This is a genomic window from Pseudoalteromonas sp. C8 (assembly GCF_011378685.1).
Classification (GTDB): domain Bacteria; phylum Pseudomonadota; class Gammaproteobacteria; order Enterobacterales; family Alteromonadaceae; genus Pseudoalteromonas; species Pseudoalteromonas arctica.
This window is the reverse complement of sequence record NZ_WTKT01000003.1, coordinates 1-21,801: the sequence shown is the minus strand read 5'-3', so window position 1 is coordinate 21,801 and position 21,801 is coordinate 1. Positions and strand designations below refer to the sequence as shown.

19 protein-coding genes are annotated in these 21,801 nt (G+C 40.3%); 10 read left to right on the top strand and 9 right to left on the bottom strand.

Annotated elements, in window-relative coordinates; translation table 11 throughout:
- Window positions 1–258: 258 nt before the first annotated feature.
- Both GQR39_RS03860 and cspD read right to left on the bottom strand, forming a co-directional pair.
- The gene (locus tag GQR39_RS03860) at window positions 259–2,481 is read right to left on the bottom strand and encodes an NADP-dependent isocitrate dehydrogenase (protein ID WP_165734841.1); all 2,223 of its coding nucleotides are present in this window, start codon (window positions 2,479–2,481) and stop codon (window positions 259–261) included.
- A gap of 525 nt (window positions 2,482–3,006) precedes the next feature.
- Window positions 3,007–3,225, bottom strand: a complete 219-nt coding sequence (cspD, locus tag GQR39_RS03855; protein WP_002962500.1) for a cold shock domain-containing protein CspD — start codon at window positions 3,223–3,225, stop codon at window positions 3,007–3,009.
- A gap of 209 nt (window positions 3,226–3,434) precedes the next feature.
- Between cspD and clpS the strand changes: the two genes are divergently transcribed.
- Window positions 3,435–3,743 carry an ATP-dependent Clp protease adapter ClpS gene (clpS, locus tag GQR39_RS03850; RefSeq protein WP_007585109.1) on the top strand — a complete coding sequence of 103 codons (309 nt, stop codon included), beginning with the start codon at window positions 3,435–3,437 and terminating at the stop codon, window positions 3,741–3,743.
- 94 nt (window positions 3,744–3,837) lie between these two features.
- Entirely contained in the window at window positions 3,838–6,099 is a 2,262-nt protein-coding gene (clpA, locus tag GQR39_RS03845; protein WP_165734840.1) for an ATP-dependent Clp protease ATP-binding subunit ClpA, read from the top strand.
- A gap of 213 nt (window positions 6,100–6,312) precedes the next feature.
- On the opposite strand, the gene infA is transcribed toward clpA, so the two are convergent.
- From infA to trxB, 4 genes are all read right to left on the bottom strand, one after another.
- Entirely contained in the window at window positions 6,313–6,531 is a 219-nt protein-coding gene (infA, locus tag GQR39_RS03840; RefSeq protein WP_002962494.1) for a translation initiation factor IF-1, read from the bottom strand.
- Window positions 6,532–6,621: 90 nt separating this feature from the next.
- The gene (locus tag GQR39_RS03835) at window positions 6,622–7,326 is read right to left on the bottom strand and encodes an arginyltransferase (protein WP_165734977.1); all 705 of its coding nucleotides are present in this window, start codon (window positions 7,324–7,326) and stop codon (window positions 6,622–6,624) included.
- Window positions 7,319–8,035, bottom strand: a complete 717-nt coding sequence (gene aat, locus GQR39_RS03830; RefSeq protein WP_010552619.1) for a leucyl/phenylalanyl-tRNA--protein transferase — start codon at window positions 8,033–8,035, stop codon at window positions 7,319–7,321. The genes GQR39_RS03835 and aat overlap by 8 nt, the downstream gene beginning before the upstream one ends.
- A gap of 97 nt (window positions 8,036–8,132) precedes the next feature.
- Complete coding sequence (trxB, locus tag GQR39_RS03825; RefSeq protein ID WP_008168643.1) at window positions 8,133–9,083, bottom strand: thioredoxin-disulfide reductase; 951 nt, start codon at window positions 9,081–9,083, stop codon at window positions 8,133–8,135.
- 298 nt (window positions 9,084–9,381) lie between these two features.
- Here trxB and pssA point away from each other — a divergent pair, with 298 nt between their 5' ends.
- Complete coding sequence (gene pssA, locus GQR39_RS03820; protein ID WP_165734839.1) at window positions 9,382–10,707, top strand: CDP-diacylglycerol--serine O-phosphatidyltransferase; 1,326 nt, start codon at window positions 9,382–9,384, stop codon at window positions 10,705–10,707.
- 119 nt (window positions 10,708–10,826) lie between these two features.
- On the opposite strand, the gene ald is transcribed toward pssA, so the two are convergent.
- Window positions 10,827–11,948 carry an alanine dehydrogenase gene (gene ald / locus GQR39_RS03815; protein ID WP_010552621.1) on the bottom strand — a complete coding sequence of 374 codons (1,122 nt, stop codon included), beginning with the start codon at window positions 11,946–11,948 and terminating at the stop codon, window positions 10,827–10,829.
- Window positions 11,949–12,090: 142 nt separating this feature from the next.
- Between ald and lrp the strand changes: the two genes are divergently transcribed.
- The 7 genes from lrp to GQR39_RS03780 all read left to right on the top strand — a co-directional run bounded on the left by lrp (window position 12,091) and on the right by GQR39_RS03780 (window position 19,571).
- Complete coding sequence (lrp, locus tag GQR39_RS03810) at window positions 12,091–12,570, top strand: leucine-responsive transcriptional regulator Lrp (RefSeq protein WP_007582985.1); 480 nt, start codon at window positions 12,091–12,093, stop codon at window positions 12,568–12,570.
- Between the two features lie 173 nt (window positions 12,571–12,743).
- A complete protein-coding gene (locus GQR39_RS03805; RefSeq protein WP_165734838.1) occupies window positions 12,744–15,239 on the top strand; it encodes a DNA translocase FtsK 4TM domain-containing protein in 2,496 nt (831 codons plus the stop codon).
- On the top strand, window positions 15,239–15,865 hold the full coding sequence (gene lolA / locus GQR39_RS03800) for an outer membrane lipoprotein chaperone LolA (RefSeq protein WP_007582981.1): 627 nt from the start codon (window positions 15,239–15,241) through the stop codon (window positions 15,863–15,865). The genes GQR39_RS03805 and lolA overlap by 1 nt, the downstream gene beginning before the upstream one ends.
- Complete coding sequence (locus GQR39_RS03795; protein WP_165734837.1) at window positions 15,858–17,201, top strand: replication-associated recombination protein A; 1,344 nt, start codon at window positions 15,858–15,860, stop codon at window positions 17,199–17,201. The genes lolA and GQR39_RS03795 overlap by 8 nt, the downstream gene beginning before the upstream one ends.
- Window positions 17,194–17,574: a fluoride efflux transporter CrcB gene (gene crcB / locus GQR39_RS03790; RefSeq protein ID WP_021032117.1), complete on the top strand. Its 381-nt coding sequence runs from the start codon at window positions 17,194–17,196 to the stop codon at window positions 17,572–17,574. Before GQR39_RS03795 ends, crcB begins: the two co-directional genes overlap by 8 nt.
- A 9-nt stretch (window positions 17,575–17,583) precedes the next feature.
- Entirely contained in the window at window positions 17,584–18,888 is a 1,305-nt protein-coding gene (gene serS, locus GQR39_RS03785; protein ID WP_002962971.1) for a serine--tRNA ligase, read from the top strand.
- Between the two features lie 368 nt (window positions 18,889–19,256).
- Window positions 19,257–19,571, top strand: coding sequence for a hypothetical protein (locus tag GQR39_RS03780; RefSeq protein ID WP_138541209.1), 315 nt, complete (start codon window positions 19,257–19,259; stop codon window positions 19,569–19,571).
- Between the two features lie 75 nt (window positions 19,572–19,646).
- Here the strand turns inward: GQR39_RS03780 and GQR39_RS03775 are convergent, their stop codons facing one another.
- Window positions 19,647–20,420, bottom strand: coding sequence for a group II intron maturase-specific domain-containing protein (locus GQR39_RS03775; RefSeq protein WP_346774486.1), 774 nt, complete (start codon window positions 20,418–20,420; stop codon window positions 19,647–19,649).
- 185 nt (window positions 20,421–20,605) lie between these two features.
- Window positions 20,606–21,280 (bottom strand): hypothetical protein, encoded by a 675-nt coding sequence (locus GQR39_RS03770; RefSeq protein ID WP_165734836.1) that lies wholly within the window; start codon window positions 21,278–21,280, stop codon window positions 20,606–20,608.
- Window positions 21,281–21,801: the final 521 nt, after the last annotated feature.

Genomic DNA, 21,801 nt, shown 5'->3' with positions numbered 1-21,801 from the left:
GGTAACTGCGTTAAAAATTTCTGATATAGAGCAACTAAATAACGAAATTTTTGCCTTGTTATCGACAAGATTTTCTTGCCTCAAAGTTGATCACTTAATTAAGCGAATTGGTATGATACTAAATAATTAATTAAATAAATAAATTTAATTATTCAAAGGCCGCTATTTTATAAATAGCGGCCTTTTTGTTTGTAAAATTTAGACATAAAAAAGCCGCTTACTTTTACAAGTAAGCGGCTTTTAAATTTAAACCAATATTTATACTAATTTAGCAAGAATATCGTTAAATGTAGTGCTTGGACGCATCGCTTTAAAGGCTGCATCATCGTTAGGCTGGAAGTAACCGCCTAAATCAACTGCAGGGCCTTGCGCATCGTTAAGTTCACTTACGATTTGTTCTTTATTAGACTCAAGGTCGCTAGCAATTTGAGTAAACTGTGCTTTAAGTTCACTGTCATCATTTTGCTTAGCAAGTTCTTGTGCCCAGAATAAAGATAGGAAGAAATGAGAACCACGGTTATCAATTTCTTTCACTTTACGTGAAGGAGACTTGTTTTCTGCTAAGAAAGTACCAGTCGCTTTATCTAGTGTATCAGCAAGAACTTGTGCCTTGTTGTTACCCGTAGTTACGCTTAGGTGCTCAAGAGATGCAGCAAGTGCTAAAAATTCACCTAAAGAATCCCAACGTAAGTGGTTTTCTTTTTCGAATTGTTGAACATGCTTAGGTGCAGAACCACCCGCGCCAGTTTCAAATAATCCACCACCGTTCATAAGTGGAACAATTGAAAGCATTTTAGCACTCGTACCTAGCTCTAAAATTGGGAATAAATCTGTAAGGTAATCACGTAAAACGTTACCTGTTACAGAAATAGTGTCTTTACCTTCTTTAATACGCGCTAGTGAAAACAATGTTGCTTCAAGCGGTGCTAAAATTTGAATATCTAGGCCAGCTGTATCGTGATCTGGTAGATATTTATTTACTTTTTTGATTAGCTCTGCATCATGTGCACGGTTTTCGTCTAACCAGAAAATAGCTGGAACGCCTGTTGCGCGTGCACGATTTACTGCAAGCTTAACCCAATCTTGGATTGGTGCGTCTTTAACCTGACACATGCGCCAAATATCGCCTTGCTCAACACTGTGCTCAAGTAATGTATTACCATTTGCATCAACAACACGGATAGAACCGTCAGCTTTAGCTTCAAACGTTTTATCGTGTGAACCGTATTCTTCAGCTTTTTGAGCCATAAGGCCAACGTTAGGTACGCTACCCATAGTTGTTGGATCAAACGCGCCATTTACTTTACAAAAATCAATAGTTGCTTGGTAAATACCTGAGTAACAACGATCTGGAATTACAAAGCTAGTGTCTTGTAATTTACCATCGTTATTCCACATTTGACCGCTTGAACGGATTGCAGCAGGCATAGACGCATCGATAATCACGTCACTTGGTACGTGTAGGTTTGTAATGCCGCGGTCAGAATCAACCATAGCAATAGCAGGGCGGCTGGCGTAAACAGCTTGAATGTCTGCTTCGATTTCTTCGCGCTTAGCATCGTCTAATGTTTGAATTTTAGAATATACATCGCCTAAACCATTATTTACATCAACACCTAGCTCTTCAAAAAGCTCACCGTGTTTGGCAAATACATCTTTGTAGAATACTTTTACAGCGTGACCAAAGATAATTGGATCAGATACTTTCATCATTGTCGCTTTCATGTGAAGCGAGAATAAAACACCTTTTTCTTTAGCAGCGTCAATTTCAGCAGCTAAGAAAGCTTGAAGCTTAGAAGCGCTGATGCTTGATGCATCAATAACTTCGCCAGCTAAAAGAGGCGTGCTTTGTTTAAGTACAGAAACGTCGCCGTTAGTTGCAACATGTTCAATACGTACATCAGTGGCTGTATCAACAGTTACAGACTTTTCTGAACCAAAGAAGTCGCCTTCGCTCATGCTTGCAACATAAGACTCTGAATCTTTGCTCCACGCACCCATTGAATGCGGGTTGTTACGTGCATATTTTTTTACAGAACCTGGTGCGCGACGATCAGAGTTACCTTCACGTAGTACTGGGTTTACTGCACTGCCTTTGATTTTGTCGTAAGCAGCTTGAATTGCTTTTTCTTCATCATTTTTAGGTTCAACAGGGTATTCTGGAAGAGCGTAACCTTTTGCTTGAAGCTCTTTAATTACAGCGCGAAGCTGTGGTACAGATGCACTGATGTTTGGTAATTTGATGATGTTTGCTTCTGGTGTTTTAGCAAGCTCGCCAAGTTCAGCAAGTGCATCACCAATGCGTTGTTCTTGTGTTAAATAATCAGGGAAGCTAGCAATTACACGACCTGCTAATGAGATATCGCGAGTTTCAACTTCAACACCGGCCGCATTTGTATATGCTTGGATGATCGGTAGCAACGAGTAAGTTGCTAGTGCCGGAGCTTCGTCCGTTTTTGTATAGATAATTTTTGATGTCATCATCATTCCTAGATAGTAGACCGAAAAGGTCTTATTCAACAATGCAAAGAAAATCATTACTAATGAGTGAGTACATATTATTAAACAAGTTAATGAATACATACGCTCGTAATGAATAGTTTGTTAGGTGTTGGTACTCAGCGTTGCTCTTTTATAAAAGCAGAATAGTCACACCTGACGAACTGGAATTGTATTTATAGCTAAAAAATTAACAAAAATAAATCAGCCTTTAGCCTAGTACATATAAAAGAGGCGACAAGTTGGATTAGTTGCTGCGTTAATACGCAATTTTTAGCACCAAGAGTGTAACAAGCTTAAATAAAAAGGGCTAGAGGTTGAGCATGCCCAATAAGCAGTTAAACAATCAACTCTTAGAACATTGGGGTATATAAAATAAATTCAAGGAAAAGGGTTGAATTTGAATGAAAAGAGGCAATAAATAGGGGAGAAGAGATAAGTTAGTATGCTTAAGGAATTAAGCGAGGATCTTAAAAGGTCACTCGCTTTAGTCGAACAAAACAATAGTCACTCAATAATGTCACCATCTGGGGCAATATTTTTAGCGTGTAGACCTTTAGGTCCTTGTTCTAATTCGAATGTTACATCTTGACCAGCTTTAAGCGTTTTATAACCGTCCATTACAATTGTTGAGTAATGAGCGAAAATATCATTCTCGCAGCCGTCTTCTACGATGAAACCAAAACCTTTAGCGTTGTTGAACCATTTAACTTTACCGCAAGCCATACTTCTACATCCTTCAATAAGTTGACTAATTTAGTTATTCTAAATTGTATTATTTGCTAGACTGACTAAGGTTTAATCAATCTACGTTTGACTGTAGTTTATTTAGCCAACCAGTCAAGTGTTTTGAGTTATTTTTTTAACATTTTATTTATTTTTTATTCAAGTTTGCTTGAGTTACAAAGACAAGACTATATTTAATTATGAGTGGTATGAAAGATTCAGGTGTTATCGATACAGTTCGCGACAGCGAAAAGCAAAAGCTACAGCCGCCGCGAAAATATAAAGTTGTTTTAAATAACGACGACTACACGCCGATGGACTTTGTAATAGAAGTTTTAACGACGTTTTTTAATATGGATAGCGATAGAGCAACCGACGTGATGCTTCAGGTTCATGAAAAAGGTAAGGGTATATGTGGTGTTTACAGCGCTGACGTAGCCCACACCAAAGCTGAACAAGTTAACCGCTACGCGCGTGATAACGAGCATCCACTGCTTTGTAGTTGTGAGCAGGAATAAATACCAATTTAATACAATTGGTATAAATACCAATTAGGGTGATCAAACATCCGATTGTTGTGGTATAAATTATTATCTCAGTAAGGGGTTGCCAATGCTAAACAAAGACTTAGAACTCACATTAAATGCCGCGTTTCGTGAAGCGCGCACTCGCCGTCATGAGTTTATGACCGTAGAGCACCTTTTACTTGCGCTGTTAGATAATCCTTCTGCAGGAGAAGCCCTAAACGCGTGTGGTGTTAATATTTCTGGTTTAAAAACCGAATTATTAGAATTTATTGACGAAACAACACCTGTCATTCCAGATTTAGAAGAAGAGCGTGAAACTCAGCCAACACTTGGTTTTCAACGTGTATTACAACGCGCTGTATTTCATGTGCAATCGTCAGGTAAAAATGAAGTTACTGGCGTAAATGTGCTAGTTGCTATTTTTTCTGAGCAAGAAAGCCAAGCTGTATATTTACTTAAAAAGCATGATGTATCGCGTTTAGATATCGTTAACTTTATTTCGCATGGAATTTCTAAAGCAGATGATGATTTAGGCAACGACAGCGACGATATTCATGATGAAGTGCAAGAAGTTCAAAATGAAGAAGCAAGCAAGCTAGACAGCTTTACAACTAACTTAAACGTTCAAGCAAGTGAAGGTAACATTGACCCACTGATCGGGCGCGACAGCGAAGTAGAGCGCACGGTACAAGTATTGTGTCGTCGTAAAAAGAATAATCCATTACTTGTTGGTGAAGCGGGCGTTGGTAAAACAGCAATTGCTGAAGGCTTAGCGTATCGTATTGTTAATAAGCAAGTACCAGAAGTAATTGCAGACGCTGTTGTGTACTCGCTAGATATGGGTGCGTTACTTGCGGGTACTAAATATCGTGGCGACTTTGAAAAGCGCTTTAAAAGCTTACTTAAAGAGCTGCAAGCTGAGCCAGGCTCTATTTTATTTATTGATGAAATACATACCATAATTGGTGCCGGCGCGGCGTCTGGTGGTGTTATGGACGCATCAAACTTGCTTAAACCACTCCTTTCAAGTGGTAAGCTACGTTGTATGGGTTCAACAACTTACAATGAGTATAAAAATATTTTTGAGAAAGACCGTGCATTAGTTCGTCGCTTTCAAAAAATTGATGTACTTGAGCCAAGTGTTGCCGATACCACTAAAATATTAAACGGCTTAAAAGAGCGTTACGAAGAGCACCATGGTATTCGTTACACTCAAAAAGCATTAAAAGCAGCTGCAGAACTCAGTGCTAAATACATTAATGAGCGTCACTTGCCAGATAAAGCAATAGATGTAATTGATGAAGCCGGTGCAAGTCAGCGCCTGCAACCTAGCTCTAAACGTAAAAAAACCATTGGTGTGGCAGATATAGAACTAATTATATCTAAAATGGCACGTATTCCTGCGCAAAGCGTCTCGTCAACAGATAAAGAAACGCTTAAAAACTTAGACCGTAACCTTAAAATGCTCGTGTTTGGGCAAGATCAATCTATTGACGCACTTACATCAGCTATTCGTTTATCTCGCTCTGGTTTATCGAGCGAAGAAAAGCCAGTAGGTTCGTTTTTGTTTGCAGGGCCTACCGGTGTGGGTAAAACAGAAGTAACTAAGCAACTTGCTAAATGTATGGGTGTTGAGTTTATTCGTTTTGATATGTCGGAATATGTAGAACGCCATGCAATTAGTCGATTAATTGGTGCTCCACCAGGGTATGTTGGTTTTGAGCAAGGTGGTTTATTAACAGAAGCAGTTATTAAAAATCCACATGCTGTTGTACTTTTAGATGAGATTGAAAAAGCGCATCCAGACATTTACAACATTTTGCTACAGGTTATGGATCACGGTACGTTGACCGATAATAACGGCCGTAAAGCTGACTTTAGAAATGTAGTGGTTGTAATGACTACCAATGCGGGCGTACAAGAAACTACGCGTAAGTCGATTGGTTTTACAGAGCAAGATCATACGCACGATGCAATGGGTGCAATTAATAAAGTATTTTCACCAGAATTTAGAAACCGTTTAGATAACATCATTTGGTTTAATCACCTTGAACGTGAAGTTATTTTACTGGTGGTTGATAAGTTTATTGTGGAACTGCAAGCGCAGCTTGATAAAAAATCAGTTAACCTTGAGCTTACGTCTAAAGCACGTGAGTGGTTGGCAGATAAAGGCTACGATAAAGCAATGGGTGCACGTCCAATGGCACGTGTTATTCAAGAAGAGCTTAAAAAGCAATTAGCTAACGAAATACTGTTTGGTGAACTTGTTGATGGCGGTACGGTTAAAGTATCAGTTAAAGACAAGAAGATTCGCTTTGATTACGAGAGTAATTTAACACCAGCGTAAAACGTTAATTAAATAATTTAGTTAAATAAAATGGCCCGCTACATAATAGCGGGCCATTTTTTTGCCCTTTTTATAGGCAACAAAAAACCCAGTAAAAACTGGGCTTTTTGTTTATTAAATGTAATTGCTAGTCAATGTCTATCAATTACATTTAATAAACGCTTAAAGCTAGTAAAACACTAGCCAAAAACTAAATCTCGTTTACGCACTTACTTAGCGAGCACGGAATACGATACGACCCTTTGATAAATCGTAAGGAGTCATTTCTACCGTTACTTTATCGCCGGTTAAAATACGGATATAGTTTTTGCGCATTTTGCCTGAAATATGAGCCACAACTACGTGACCATTTTCTAGCTCAACTCGGAACATTGTATTTGGTAAAGTATCAAGGACTGTGCCTTGCATTTCGATTACGTCTTCTTTCGCCATGTTTAGCGTAACACCTCTTTAATAGTTAAACGCTGCAGATTTTGCCCAAAATACTCCAATAAGTAAAGGCGCAGGGGCTATATTTGCAAATTAAATAGCCACCCACTCATCATTGAGGTGTTTTTGAGCAGGTAAAAACTGAGTTTTGTACTTCATTTTGTCGCATTCATCAATTTGATAGCCCAAGTACACGTATTGCTTATTTTGCTCTTTAGCAAACTTTAGCTGCTCTAATATCATCACAGAGCCTAAACTATAGTGTTCAAAGTCGGGGTCGAAAAAGGTATAAATTGCAGAAATAGCGCTATTCATACAATCAGTTACGGCAACTGCGACTAAAGTATCTTGGTGCCACAGTTCAATAAATGTGATCTTGAGCCAACTACAAAGCAAAAAACTTTGAAACTGTTCTTTTTCAGGAGGATACATACTTCCATCCTGATGACGCATCGTTATGTATTTACTATAGAGCGGATAATACTCAGGTCGCTCTTGCGTTGAATATTTTACCTCAAACTGTGTTTTTGCTTTGTTTAGTTTACGTTTTTGCGATTTTGAGGGCATAAAGTCTTGTGCTAATACACGTACAGAACTACATGCGCTGCATATTGGGCAGTGCGGACGGTATATTTGGTTACCACTGCGACGAAACCCTAAGCCTAATAATGACTCAAATTTGTCGGTGCTGTAGCAACTGGGATCAAGAATAACTAAAAGTTGCTCTTGTCTGTTGGGTAAATAACTACAGTCAAACTCTTGGGTTAAACCAACACGTGCAGGAAGTTGCTCATTCATAGATTGCGTCAAGTTCTTGTGGCTCCCACATAATAGGGTTAACAGTATAGTTATGTGCCGCTTTTAGTTTAGTCAAAAATGTGGAACGGGGGATTACTTGTGCACCCAGGGTCATTAAATAAGGGTTTTCTAACTGGCAATCAATAAAATGTGCATTATGGCGTTTAAGCCAATTTACCAGTGCCCACATAGCAAGCTTAGAGCAATTGGTTTGATGATGAAACATCGACTCTCCACAAAAAACACCATTTTGCATAATGCCGTATAAGCCACCTGCAAGCTCTCCGTTACTCCACACCTCTAAACTATGTGCAATGCCAGCATTGTGTGCATTAACGTAAGCGTCGAGCATGTCAGAGGTGATCCAGGTGCCATCGGTATCAAGGCGTTGATCGCGACAGGCTTCTATCACCTCTTCAAAGGCATTATTAATGGTTACTCTTACAGGGTGCTTTTTTAAATGCTTACGCAGGCTCTTACTTATATGAAAATCATTAAGCTCAAAAATGCCTCGCTCGCTGGGAGACCACCACATAATAGGCTCATCTTCACTAAACCAAGGGAATACTCCGCTTTTGTAGGCATTACTTAGGCGAGGTAAACTCAAATCTCCGCCAATTGCTAACAAGCCATCAGGGGATTCTAATGCGTATTCCGGATTGGGGAATGCTATATCGTTTTCGCTTAATTGGTATAGCTGATTTCTCATACAGTACTTATTTTATAATTGATCGTAAAAGTGTAACTATATTTTAGGCATAAAAAAAGGGCTGAATAATCAGCCCTATAATAATTTATTTAATTGCTTATAAATTATCTAAGAAACGCTCTGCATCAAGGGCAGCCATACAGCCTGTACCTGCTGATGTGATTGCTTGACGGTAAATGTGGTCTGACACATCACCTGCAGCAAAAACGCCTTCTACGCTTGTTTGAGTCGCGTTACCGTGAAGGCCTGACTCTACAACTAAGTAGCCATCTTTCATTTCTAGTTGACCAACAAACATATCAGTATTTGGCTTGTGGCCAATAGCAATAAATACGCCGGCTAAATCGAGCTCTTCAGTTGCATCAGAGTGTGCATCTTTAATACGAACGCCGGTTACGCCCATTTGGTCGCCTAATACTTCGTCAAGCGTGCGGTTGTAATGCATTACTACATTACCGTTAGCTGCTTTTTCAGCAAGACGATCTGCTAGTATTTTTTCACTGCGGAAACTATCACGACGATGAATAACATGTACTTCGTCAGCAATGTTAGATAAGTAAAGCGCTTCTTCAACCGCTGTATTACCACCACCAACAACCGCTACTTTTTGGCCTTTATAGAAAAAGCCGTCACACGTAGCACATGCCGAAACACCACGGCCTTGGAAATTAGTTTCAGACTCTAGACCTAAGTATTTAGCAGACGCACCCGTTGCAATGATTAATGCATCACATGTGTAAGTACCTTGGTCGCCAGTTAGCGTGAAAGGGCGCTTAGATACATCTACTTTATTGATGTGATCGAATATGATTTCAGTTTCAAAGCGCTCAGCGTGCTCTTTCATACGATCCATTAACGCAGGACCTGTTAAGCCGTGTGCATCACCAGGCCAGTTTTCAACTTCAGTAGTGGTTGTTAACTGACCACCTTGTTGAATGCCTGTAATTAAAACAGGGTTTAAATTTGCACGTGCTGCATATACTGCGGCAGTATAACCAGCTGGGCCAGAGCCTAAAATTAGTAGCTTACAATGTTTTGCTTCAGTCATTATTTTTCCTAAACGTTTAATACTGTGTTCAATATGCTCATTAATGCGCTTGATTCTAAGAAAAACAAGGCAGATGTAAACAAAATCCGCGATTATTTTTTTTCTCAAATCGAAAAGCTGTGCAGTATTGTGTACTAGAGCTCTATGCTTTTACAGCTAATATGTCAAAGTAGCTCAATAAATAGACTAACAGGCAATAAAACAGCGTTAATTCATGACCCCTTTGATTTTTTTTGTTATGTTTTACCTAATTTTATTTGTCACTGATAGATTATGTGACCTAAGCAAATAGGCAACTATGTTATTTTGGCAGGAAAAACCCGCATTCGGGTTGACTTCAAAAGACGTTAACGTCTTAACCAATGCGCAAGATTACCGAACGCAATTGCTACGTTTGATAGCTAACGCAAAAAAACGAATTTATATTACGGCGTTGTATTTACAAGATGACGAAGCAGGTCGCGAAATTTTAGAAGCGCTGCATCGTGTGTCATTGGCAAACCCCGCACTTGAGGTAAAAGTGCTGGTGGATTTTCATCGTGCGCAACGTGGATTAATTGGCGCTGATAAATCAGACGGTAACGCAAGTTTATACTGTGACGATTTAGAAAAGTTTAAATCGAACGTACAAGTTTATGGCGTACCTGTAAAAGCTAAAGAATTGTTTGGCGTATTGCATTTAAAAGGTTTTGTAATTGACGACACCTTACTTTACAGCGGCGCAAGTTTAAATAACGTGTACTTGCAGCATAACGAACGCTACAGACTCGATCGCTACTTTTTAATAACGCAGAGCGAACTGTGTGACTCAGTAGTTGATTTTATTGAGACAAAGCTACTTAGTTCAGTGGCTGTGCCACGCATTGACACACGACCGCTTAAGCGTTTGCACGACTTTAAGCTTGATCAAAAGCAATTAATGCGTGATTTAAAAGTCGCAAGTTATAACGCAGCAGAGCAGCTAAATACGAAAGCATTAGGTATTCGCTTATTTTTAGGGCTTGGGCGTCGTAATAACGAGTTAAATCGTTTAATAAAAGCGTTATTTGATACAACAGAGCAAGAGCTTGTGTTGTATACGCCATACTTCAATTTTCCGGCACCGCTTATGCGATCGCTGCGCCGATTATTAAAGCAAGGCAAGCAAGTGACTATTGTTGTAGGCGATAAAACAGCAAATGACTTTTATTTACCGCCAAGCGAGCCGTTTAGTAAAATAGGGGCATTACCTTATTTATACGAAACTATTTTGCATAAATTTGTAAAAACGCAAAAGCGCCATATCGATAACGGTAATTTAAATGTGTATCTGTGGAAAGATGAAAGCAATTCGTTTCATTTAAAAGGTATTTGTTCAGATAGAACAAAGCATTTACTGAGCGGGCATAACTTAAATCCGCGTGCATGGGGTCTTGATATCGAAAACGGTATTTTAATAGAAGATCCAGAGCAAACAATTATGGATGCTATTGATAACGAAAAGCAGGAAATTTTACAACACTGCCGACGTTTAACAGGCCCAGATGATTTAGAAACGATGGATGATTATCCGCAGCCAGTTAAAAAACTACTTGGCCAAGCTAAGCGCGTAAAAGTAGATTTTATAATTAAGCGTTTTATCTAAATAAGCTTATATAAATCTGAAATTTAAATATAAAAAAAGCAGCTAATTAGCTGCTTTTTTTATGGGTTGTAGTTAGGTAGCTACATTACTTAATACCAACCTAACCACAAAACGCTAAATTATGCGTTTTCTACCGCTGTGCGTGGGTCAACATATTCCATGTTGAACGCTTCAGCTACTTCTTTGTAAGTTACTTGGCCTTTAATTACGTTTAAGCCTTTTAAGAAGTGAGCGTCATCTAGTAACGCCTTTTTATAACCTTTGTTTGCAAGGTTAATGATGAAAGGCAATGTTGCATTGTTAAGTGCAAACGTAGATGTGCGTGGAACAGCACCTGGCATGTTAGCAACACAGTAGTGAACAACTTCATCAACGATGAAAGTAGGATCAGCATGCGTAGTTGCTTTAGAAGTAGCAATACAGCCACCTTGGTCGATTGCAACGTCAACAATTGCAGAACCAGGTTTCATTGCTTTAATGTGCTCAGCAGTTACTAGTTTAGGTGCAGCTGCACCTGGGATTAGTACGCCACCAATTACTAAATCAGCTTCTAGTACGTGTTTTTCTAGTGCATCAGCAGTTGAGTAAATAGCTTTAACTTTATTACCAAATTGCGCGTCTAGTGCACGTAATACGTCGATGTTACGATCAAGAACGACAACTTCAGCACCAAGGCCAACAGCCATTTGCGCTGCACTTCGACCAACCATGCCGCCGCCAATGATAACAACTTTAGCAGCTTCAACGCCTGGTACGCCACCTAGTAGCATGCCACGACCGTGGTTAGATTTTTCTAGCGCTTGTGCACCAGCTTGAATAGACATACGACCAGCAACTTCGCTCATAGGAGCAAGAAGCGGTAAACCACCGCGAGAGTCAGTTACAGTTTCGTATGCAATACAAATGGCTTTGCTTTTTACAAGGTCTTCAGTTTGTGGAAGATCAGGTGCAAGGTGTAAGTAAGTGAAAAGAATTTGGTCTTCACGTAACATTGCACGTTCAACAGCTTGTGGCTCTTTTACTTTTACAATCATGTCTGCTTTAGCGAAAACGTCAGCAGCAGTTGCTAAAATTTCAGCACCCGCTAGCGTGTAATCTTCGTTAGTAAAACCAATACCCATGCCTGCATCAGTTTCTACAATCACTTGATGACCGTGGTTTACTAATTCACGAACACTCGCAGGAACCATACCTACACGGTATTCATGGTTTTTAATTTCTTTAGGAACACCAATAATCATATCATTTGCCTTATTAAGAACGGATTAACATTTTTCACTATTATATTCATCATAAGCCCGTGTGTCTCACCTTTTTTAAAGTCAAATCTAGTGTTATCATCTATATAACAAAAATAAACAGCATAAAAAACTAGTTGGCACTATGCATCAGTTATTAGATAGAATTGACCGTAAAATTTTAATGGAATTACAGCACGATGGACGCCTTTCAAATGTTGAACTGGCCAGACGAGTTGGCCTAAGCGCCACGCCCTGTCTGGAGCGAGTGAAAAAGCTAGAACGAGAAGGCTACATACTTGGCTATAAAGCAGTGGTCGATCCAGCTAAGCTTGGGCAAGGTTTATCGGTGTATGTAGAAGTAACAATTACTAAAACATCTCCCGACGTATTTGATGAGTTTAGTGCGGCCGTTAAAAAGCACGAAGAAATTATCGAATGTCATTTAGTATCGGGTAATTTTGATTTTTTACTTAAAACGCGCGTAAATGATATGTCAGAATACCGTGGTGTATTAGGTGACATATTATTAAAATTGCCTAACGTTAGTGAAAGCCGAACTTATGTAGTAATGGAAGAAGTAAAAGGTGAAGAAGGCGTAATTATTCGTCCTTATATTACTTAAGGTTATTTATATTAGCTGCGTCATTTGCTTATATAAGCTCAAATTATAAAAACTTGTTCATAATCAGGCCATCAAGGTTAAGATAAAGTGCAACAAATTGCATTTCCTGCTAAGGTATTTCACTGCTAAGTAAGTGTGAATAAAAATAGAATAATAAAGAGGAATAGGGAACTATGCGCCTAAACGGTGTGCAAAGACTATTAGAAACAGGGCTGATTATCAGCACCTTTACGGCAATATTTATTTTATGTGCCTTGATCAGCTTTGATCCAGCAGATGCTGCATGGTCGCAAACTAGTTTTAGCGAAGTAAGCAATATCACAGGAGCAGCCGGTGCATGGATAGCCGACATTTTATTACTCACCTTTGGTTGGTTGGCTTACTTAGTGCCAGCGGCCATTCAGCTATTTGGCTACTTGCTATTTAAACAACCTCACCGCATTTTACAGCTTGATTACACCACCTTAGCGCTGCGTGTTATTGGTTTTGCTTTATTTATCACCTCAGCTACCGCTATTAGTAGTATCAATTTTGACGATATTTATAACTTTTCCTCTGGTGGGGTAGTGGGCGATGTTATTGCATCAGCCATGATGCCTGCGTTTAACTTTACCGGTACATCTATATTATTGCTGTGTTTCTTTTTTGCCGGGCTTACCTTATTAACAGGTGTATCGTGGGTTGATTTTGTAGATTACCTTGGCGATTTAATGGTTAGGTTTTACCGCTTTATTGTATCGTACGCGAAAGGCTGGATGCACCGAGAACATGCTGCGGGCAAAGCAAATAATTACGATGAAGTAGACGCCCATTTTGAAGACGATATAAAAGAGCAAATAGAGCTGTCTACATCAGCTAAAAAAGCAGATAAACAAAAAGCAATTAATAAACCGCAAACGCCATTTAGCGAGCCACAAATTAGTGACGATTTTATGCCGTTTGACGAGCTTGACGACATACTCGATCAAGAAATTGGCTTTAGCGCCATAGACGACGAACCAATGGACACGGCCGCTGCATTAAACGCGCTTGACCAAAGCCCAGTTGTAGAGCCAGAAAAACCAGTTACAACAGTTGTATCGCCAGCAAGACCAATGCCTAAATCAAAAGCGCAATATCAACCACCGCCAACGGCTAAAGAAAAGTTTGAGCAGTTATTAACGCAAGAGCCACCACCGGGGCCATTACCGTCGCTCGATTTACTCGACAGACCGGACAAAGCTAAAAACCCAATTTCGCAAGAAGAGCTCGATACAGTATCGCGCCTAGTAGAGACAAAACTACTCGACTTTAACGTACAGGCTAAAGTTGTAGCGGTATACCCAGGCCCTGTTGTTACACGCTTTGAGCTAGATTTAGCGCCAGGTATTAAGGTGTCTAAAATTACAGGTTTAGCAAAAGATTTAGCCCGTTCGCTTTCGGCAATTAGTGTGCGTGTTGTAGAAGTTATACCGGGTAAAACGTATGTTGGTATTGAGCTTCCTAATAAACACCGCGAAATAGTACGTTTGTCAGAAGTAATAAACGCGCCTAAATTTGAGCAAAATCCATCGCCACTTACCATGGTGCTAGGTAAAGACATTGCCGGTCAGCCTGTCTGTGCTGATTTAGGTAAAATGCCACACTTACTGGTGGCCGGTACAACCGGTTCAGGTAAATCAGTGGGCGTTAATGTCATGATAGTAAGCTTGTTGTACAAATCGGGTCCTGACGATGTACGTATGATTATGATTGACCCTAAAATGCTTGAGCTATCAGTATACGAAGGCATTCCGCATTTATTGTGTGAAGTAGTCACCGACATGAAAGAAGCCGCCAACGCACTGCGTTGGTGTGTGGGCGAAATGGAACGTCGTTATAAATTAATGTCAGCATTGGGTGTGCGTAACTTAAAAGGTTACAACCAAAAAGTGCTTGAAGCCAATGAAGCGGGTTATCCAATTCTTGACCCATTATTTAAAGACACCGATGGAATGAAAGAAGGCCCGGAAGAACTTGGTAAGTTACCAAGTATTGTTGTAGTAATTGACGAGTTTGCCGACATGATGATGATTGTTGGTAAAAAAGTAGAAGAGCTGATTGCCCGCATAGCCCAAAAAGCACGTGCGGCAGGTATTCATTTAATACTGGCAACGCAGCGCCCTTCGGTAGATGTAATAACCGGTTTAATTAAAGCAAATATACCAACACGTATGGCGTTTCAGGTGTCTAGCAAAATAGACTCGCGTACCATACTTGACCAGCAAGGCGCAGAAAACTTACTGGGTATGGGCGATATGCTTTATTTACCACCAGGCACTAGCGTACCAGAGCGTGTACATGGCGCGTTTGTAGACGACCATGAAGTACACGCCGTAGTAAACGATTGGAAAGCGCGTGCTAAGCCAAATTACGTTGATGAAATACTCAATGGTGATGCCAGTGAAGATATTTTATTGCCAGGTGAAGCAAGCGAAAATGCAGACGAAGAGAACGATCCGTTATACGACGAAGCCGTGTCGTTTGTAATTGAAACCGGCAAGGTATCAGTATCGTCAGTGCAACGTAAACTGCGTGTTGGCTATAATCGCGCAGCACGTTTAGTAGAACAAATGGAAACATCGGGTATCGTGAGTTCACCAGGTCATAACGGCGCTCGCGATGTATTAGTACCTAATGGAGCAAATTAATGAAAAAATTTAACGCCTTATTATTAGTGTTAGGCAGCGTACTTGCCGCACCAAGCTTTGCTGACGACAGCCAAGCATTACAAGACAGACTTGCCACTTTGAAAAGCTTTAAAGCGCAGTTTGCACAAAAAGTAACAGACAAAGAAGGCCAAGCGGTTATGCAAGGCGAGGGCACAATAGCCCTTCAACAGCCTATGATGATTCGCTGGCAGCAAACAAACCCAGACGATACATTATTTGTATCAAACGGCGATAAAACCTATTACTTCGACAGCTTTGCTGAGCAAGTAACAATTATGAAAACCAGCAGCCTAATCGACTCAACACCATTTGTGCTACTTACATCAAAAGACCCAGCACAGTGGGAAAAATACAGCGTACTTGCAACAAATACAGGCTTTAGCGTAACGCCAAATAAAGGCGTAGAAAGCCAAGTAGAACAACTTGATATAGCGTTTGCGGGTAACGAGCAAGGCCTTGCTAAACTAGTCGTTACCGACAACTCAGGGCAGCTATCGTCATTTACGTTTAACAATGCCCAAGTTAATACGCCGCTTGATAAAAGCACTTTTGAATTTACGCCTCCTGAAGGTGTTGAAATAGACGATCAGAGTAACGGTGAGTAATTTAGGATTTAATTTTGGGCCCGATGTACGGCCACTTGCTGCGCGTATGCGCCCCACAACGCTTGACGAGTACATTGGTCAGCAACACTTATTAAGTGCTGATAAACCACTGCATCAAGCCATTGTTGCAGGGCGATGCCATAGTTTAATTTTATGGGGCCCACCGGGTGTAGGTAAAACAACACTTGCGCAAATAATTGCCAACCATGCTGATGCCTCACTTATACAAATGTCGGCGGTAACCGCAGGCGTAAAAGATATACGTGACAGCGTAACCCAAGCGCGCGATAACCTAGAAAGCCGTGGCCAACGCACCCTTATGTTTGTTGACGAGGTTCATCGCTTTAATAAATCCCAACAAGATGCGTTTTTACCGCACATAGAAGACGGCACCTTTATATTTGTAGGTGCAACCACCGAAAACCCATCGTTTGCCCTTAATAACGCTATATTGTCGCGTGCACGCGTGTATGTTTTAAAATCGCTTGCCGATGCCGACTTATATACCGTAATAGAACGTGCACTTAAACAAGACGAGCAGCTAAGCCAAAAACACATCACTATTGCCGACAACGCTAAAAAGGCACTATGCCAAGCAAGTGGCGGCGATGCGCGTAAAGTACTTAATTTACTAGAACAAGCGGTTGATTTAACAACCGAGCAAAACGGTCAATACAACGTAGACGAGCACGTACTTAGCCAAGTGTTACCGACGCATTTAGCTAAATACGATAAAGGTGGCGATGAATTTTACGATTTAATATCAGCCTTTCACAAATCAGTACGTGGTAGCTCCCCCGATGGTGCGCTGTATTGGTATTGCCGAATTTTAGCTGGTGGCGGCGACCCTTTGTATGTAGCAAGGCGTTTACTTGCCATTGCAACAGAGGATATAGGTAACGCCGATCCGCGCGCGATGGAAGTGGCCTTAAATGCGTGGGATATATTTCAGCGAGTAGGGCCCGGCGAAGGCGAACGTGCAATTGCACAAGCCACATTGTATTTAGCCAGCGCACCCAAAAGTAATGCGGTGTATATGGCGTTTAATCAAGCCAAAGCAGACGCTCAAAACGAGCCAAGTTACCCAGTGCCAGAGCATTTACGTAATGCGCCAACTAACTTAATGAAAGACTTAGGTTACGGCGCTGAATATCGCTATGCGCACAATGAAGAAGGCGCATTTGCCGCAGGAGAAAAATACTTACCACCAGAAATGGACGGTAAAGAATATTACTTACCGAGCGAGCGCGGACTTGAACAAAAAATTAAACAAAAACTCGATTACCTAAAAGAGCGCGATGCGCAAAGCCCACTTAAACGATACGAAAATGATTAAACTTTATATGATGATCGCCCTTGGCGGAGCCTCAGGTGCGTGTTTACGGTTTTTTATTAGCGAAAGCATGCTAAAACTCCTCGGTAGGGGATTCCCTTTTGGCACGTTGACGGTTAATATTCTGGGTTCATTGTTAATGGGCATTTTGTACGGTTTGATAGATAAAGAAATTATCACCGCAAGCCCCGCTAAAACCCTTATCGGTATTGGCTTTTTAGGTGCATTAACCACCTTTTCAACATTCTCAATGGACTCGTTGTTGTTATTACAACAAGGTCACTTTATTAAAATGGCCCTCAATATCATCTTAAACGTGATGGTGTGTATTTTTATGGCTTGGCTGGGCCTTCAGCTAGTAATGCAAAAAGGTTAAAAAACTAACATGTTAGATTCTAAATTTTTACGTCAAGACATCGAACAAACTGCAGCACGTTTAGCAGCGCGCGGTTACGAACTCGATGTAGCGACGGTCACGGCACTTGAAGAAAAACGCAAAACATTACAAGTAAAAACGCAAGAACTTCAAAGTCAACGTAATGCAAGCGCAAAAGCAATTGGTCAAGCCAAAGCAAAAGGCGAAGACGCACAGCCACTACTTGATGCAGTGGCTAACTTAGGCAGTGAGCTAGACGCCGCTAAAACAGAGCAAGATGAAGTATTAGCCGCAATTAACGACATTGCTTTAGCAATTCCAAACTTGCCAGACGAGTCGGTACCCGCCGGTAAAGACGAAGACGACAACGTTGAAATTTTAACGTGGGGCACACCTAAAAAATTCGATTTTGAAGTTAAAGACCACGTAGATGTAGGGCAAGACCTAAACGGTTTAGATTTTGAAATGGGCGTTAAAATTAGTGGCGCACGCTTTACTGTAATGCGTGGCCAAGTAGCGCGTATGCACCGTGCACTAACGCAATTTATGCTAGATACACACGCTGATAAAAACGGCTACACAGAAATGTATGTACCGTACCTAGTAAATAGCGCAAGCCTTTACGGCACGAGCCAACTACCTAAATTTGCGGGCGATTTATTCCACACATTAGGCCTTGTAAATGACGACGGCGAACAACAAGCCGGCTTTAGCTTAATTCCTACAGCTGAAGTACCGCTTACAAACAGCGCACGCGACGAAATTTACGATGAAAGCGATTTACCAATTCGCTTAGTTGCTCACACTCCGTGTTTTAGAAGTGAAGCAGGCAGCTATGGTCGCGATACACGTGGCCTAATTCGTCAGCACCAGTTTGATAAAGTTGAACTTGTACAACTTGTAAAACCAGAAGACTCAATGGCAACGCTTGAAGAGTTAACAGGTCACGCAGAGCAAATACTACAAGCATTAGAACTTCCGTACCGTAAAGTAATTTTATGTATGGGCGACATGGGCTTTGGCTCAGCTAAAACATACGATTTAGAAGTATGGTTACCTGCGCAAGACACATACCGTGAAATTTCGTCTTGTTCAAACATGGCTGACTTTCAGGCGCGTAGAATGCAAGCACGTTTTCGTCGTGAAGGTGTTAAAAAGCCAGAGTTACTACATACACTAAATGGTTCAGGCTTAGCCGTTGGCCGTACACTAGTAGCCATACTAGAAAACTACCAACAAGCCGATGGCACAGTAGTAGTACCAGAAGTATTACGCCCATACATGGGTGGACTTGAAGTGATTGGTAAACAATAAAAATCAAGTTTAAGTTAAGCAAGCTTTAAGCTTGTAAATCTTAAGACGAAAGCCGCTGTTTGCAATGAACAGCGGCTTTTTTGTTTAGGTTAAAGGCAAAAGCTTAGAGAAAAATTTAAGTTATCTTATTAATAACATCGCTTACACCTATTTTATGGCTCATTACTTTTTTGTCCGATATTACTGATCTCTACCATTTTGGGGTATTTCTACATCAAGGAAACTTAAATATCGGCTAACTAGTTGTTTACAAGTCCTTATTAGCTGGTTAAATTAGAACCTTTGTAATATTTGGACATTTGTCGGTTTATAAAGCGACAAATGTCGGATACAAAGTTGTTAGCATTCAAATCGAGTATGGAGTAAAAATGAAGTATTTAGCCCTAATTACAGGATGTTTATTATTAACTGGATGTGCAACAGGCTATCAAGCACATACTTGGTCTGGTGGTTACAAAGATAAAGAACTAGGCGAAAACAATTACATGGTTGAGTACTATGGGAATGGCACAACTTCAACCGAAATGCTTAAAACCTTTTGGAGTAAACGTGCTTCAGAATTGTGTCCTAATGGTTATGATGTTGTAAGTGAAGATAAAGGAAAAACGGATGGCGGTATTTTCCTTGGTGGTATCACTTCGATAGATCATCCTTGGTTAAAAGCCGAAATTCAGTGCAAATAAATGCTAATCGGGTAGCCGGAGGTCTCTAACCTCCAGCCCCCACACCACCCATCATGCGGGTCCGCAATGGGCGGTTCATCTCCCGTAATGAATATTGATCCAAATATCTCTCAATGACACTAAACCTTGTGACGCTAAATAGTCATTACCTAATGCAATGTTAATTCCTTTTGTTTTCGAGCTTCGACAAGGGCCTTTGCTGGTGATACCACAGGCTATGGCGAGTCGTTCGCTAACACCCAGCTTTATTAAACTGCGTACTTTCGTGCGTGGTTTACGCCATTGCCGCCAGTAGCACATTCTTATCCTACGGCGTATCCAATGATCTAAATCCACCGTTAACTGATAAGCGTTGGCTATTAGGTAATAGTGTCCCCAGCCACGTAAATACTGCGTGAGTTTATGAATCTGTAGGGTCATTGAGATCCCCCAGTTGCGGTTAGTGAGTTCTCTTACATTTGCTTTAAATTTCTTTAGCGCCTGTTGGTGGATCTGCACTTTAGCGTAGCGGAAGGTAAACCCAAGAAATTTCGAGCCTGATACTGGACCGACTCGACTTTTCGATTCATTCACTTTAAGTTTTAATCGCTGAGTGATAAACGCAGTAATGTCCCGTTGGATTATGAGCCCTTCGCTTTTCGTTTTTACTAAAATGATTATGTCATCAGCATAACGTGCAAACTTAAGCTGTTTGTAGGTTAACTTCTTATCTAATTCATCGAGTAAAATGTTGGAAAGTAAAGGGGATAATGGCCCACCTTGAGGGACTCCTTTGGTTGACTCAAACCACAGACCTGTTTCGCGCTCTGCTACCCCTGCTAACAGTGATAACAGTGATAACAGTGACACCCATCCTATTTTTTGCAGTTTAGTGAACGCTAGATTAGTTTACAATTGGAGTGGCTGTCTAATTTAATGTCTTTAATGTAACTTTAAGTCTCCGTGTCGAGGGTGAGATGAAGCTTTAAGTTAAAATTGGGGCTCAACAAAAGCCCCGATTTTAGTAATAATAAATATTACTTACTTATTTATTATTACTCTGAGAGTGTCTTAGTATCATCCGCAAAGAGACCCTTCCACTTACTTGGTATATAACTATCAATAACTTTTACTTCTGCGTTTAAGCTAGCTAATGAATCTTTTATTTTAACCATCGTAGTAGGGATATTCTGACTCGTATCTCCTGCAATAGAGCGAACTAAACTTTGGCTTAGTGCATTAACAGATATGCCACCAGTTTGTTGTTCAAAGGTCGTGTATACATCAACTTGAAACCCTTTTTGATATTGTACAACACATATGAAAAATGTCGTTCTTTCACTCCAACCACTTGCAGATTTATCTGACTTCATTGTAAGTAGAGGGTCTTTACACTGTGGGATTTTCATAGTTGCCCCGCCAGAGGCTTGTGATAAAGCAGAGAATCCACTTACTAGCCCACCTAATTGTGTATTTTCAAATGGGCTGACTAGCTCAAATCTTGAAGCCGTTTCTGGGAGTGATGAAGGTGGGATTCCTCGGTTGACTGAAAGACTACTCATACTACTTTGAGCAGTTTCAACAATAGTATCTAACAAATTATCTCTGATAGTAGCATCGCCTTTAACATCTATTACCATGTAGGCTTGTTCTGTTGTTCTTGTAGGGGTAGTGGAAGCACAGCCAGCTAAAACTAAAAAACTAAAAGCTAATATTATCTTATTTTTCACTAAATTTTCCTTTTAAATTTATCTTGTTCTTAAGTGGGTAACTTAAGAAAGACGATATTTTACAATCACCTAAGTGTAAATCAATATAATATTTAAATATTTGGTTTGTTTGCTTTAAAAGTGGTCAGATGAGTTGTTATTTGAACAAGTTTTACTACCCTAAAGCTGTTCTAAAAATGTAAATACGTTTAATTCTTACTTTAAGTATGATGAAAAAAGTTAAAAGCTAAAAGCTATAGGGGTCTAAAATTAAATTTATAGATTAATTTAGCTTGCGGGTTAAGCCGTCTTGGAAATAGAAGCTAATGTAGTAAGAGTAGAGGTAAGGTCTTTCTTTTTGCCTTTAGGTTTTATTATTGGTTATTTCATGCAAATTAATTCGGTATCACCAACATAAGCTTTGCATCTTCCTCAGTTGTAACAAACACATCTCTTAATCGCATTGCTGCCTCAGGGAATACGTGAGACTGCATAAATTCACCAATGCGGACTTTGATATTACGCGTAAACATTCAACAATC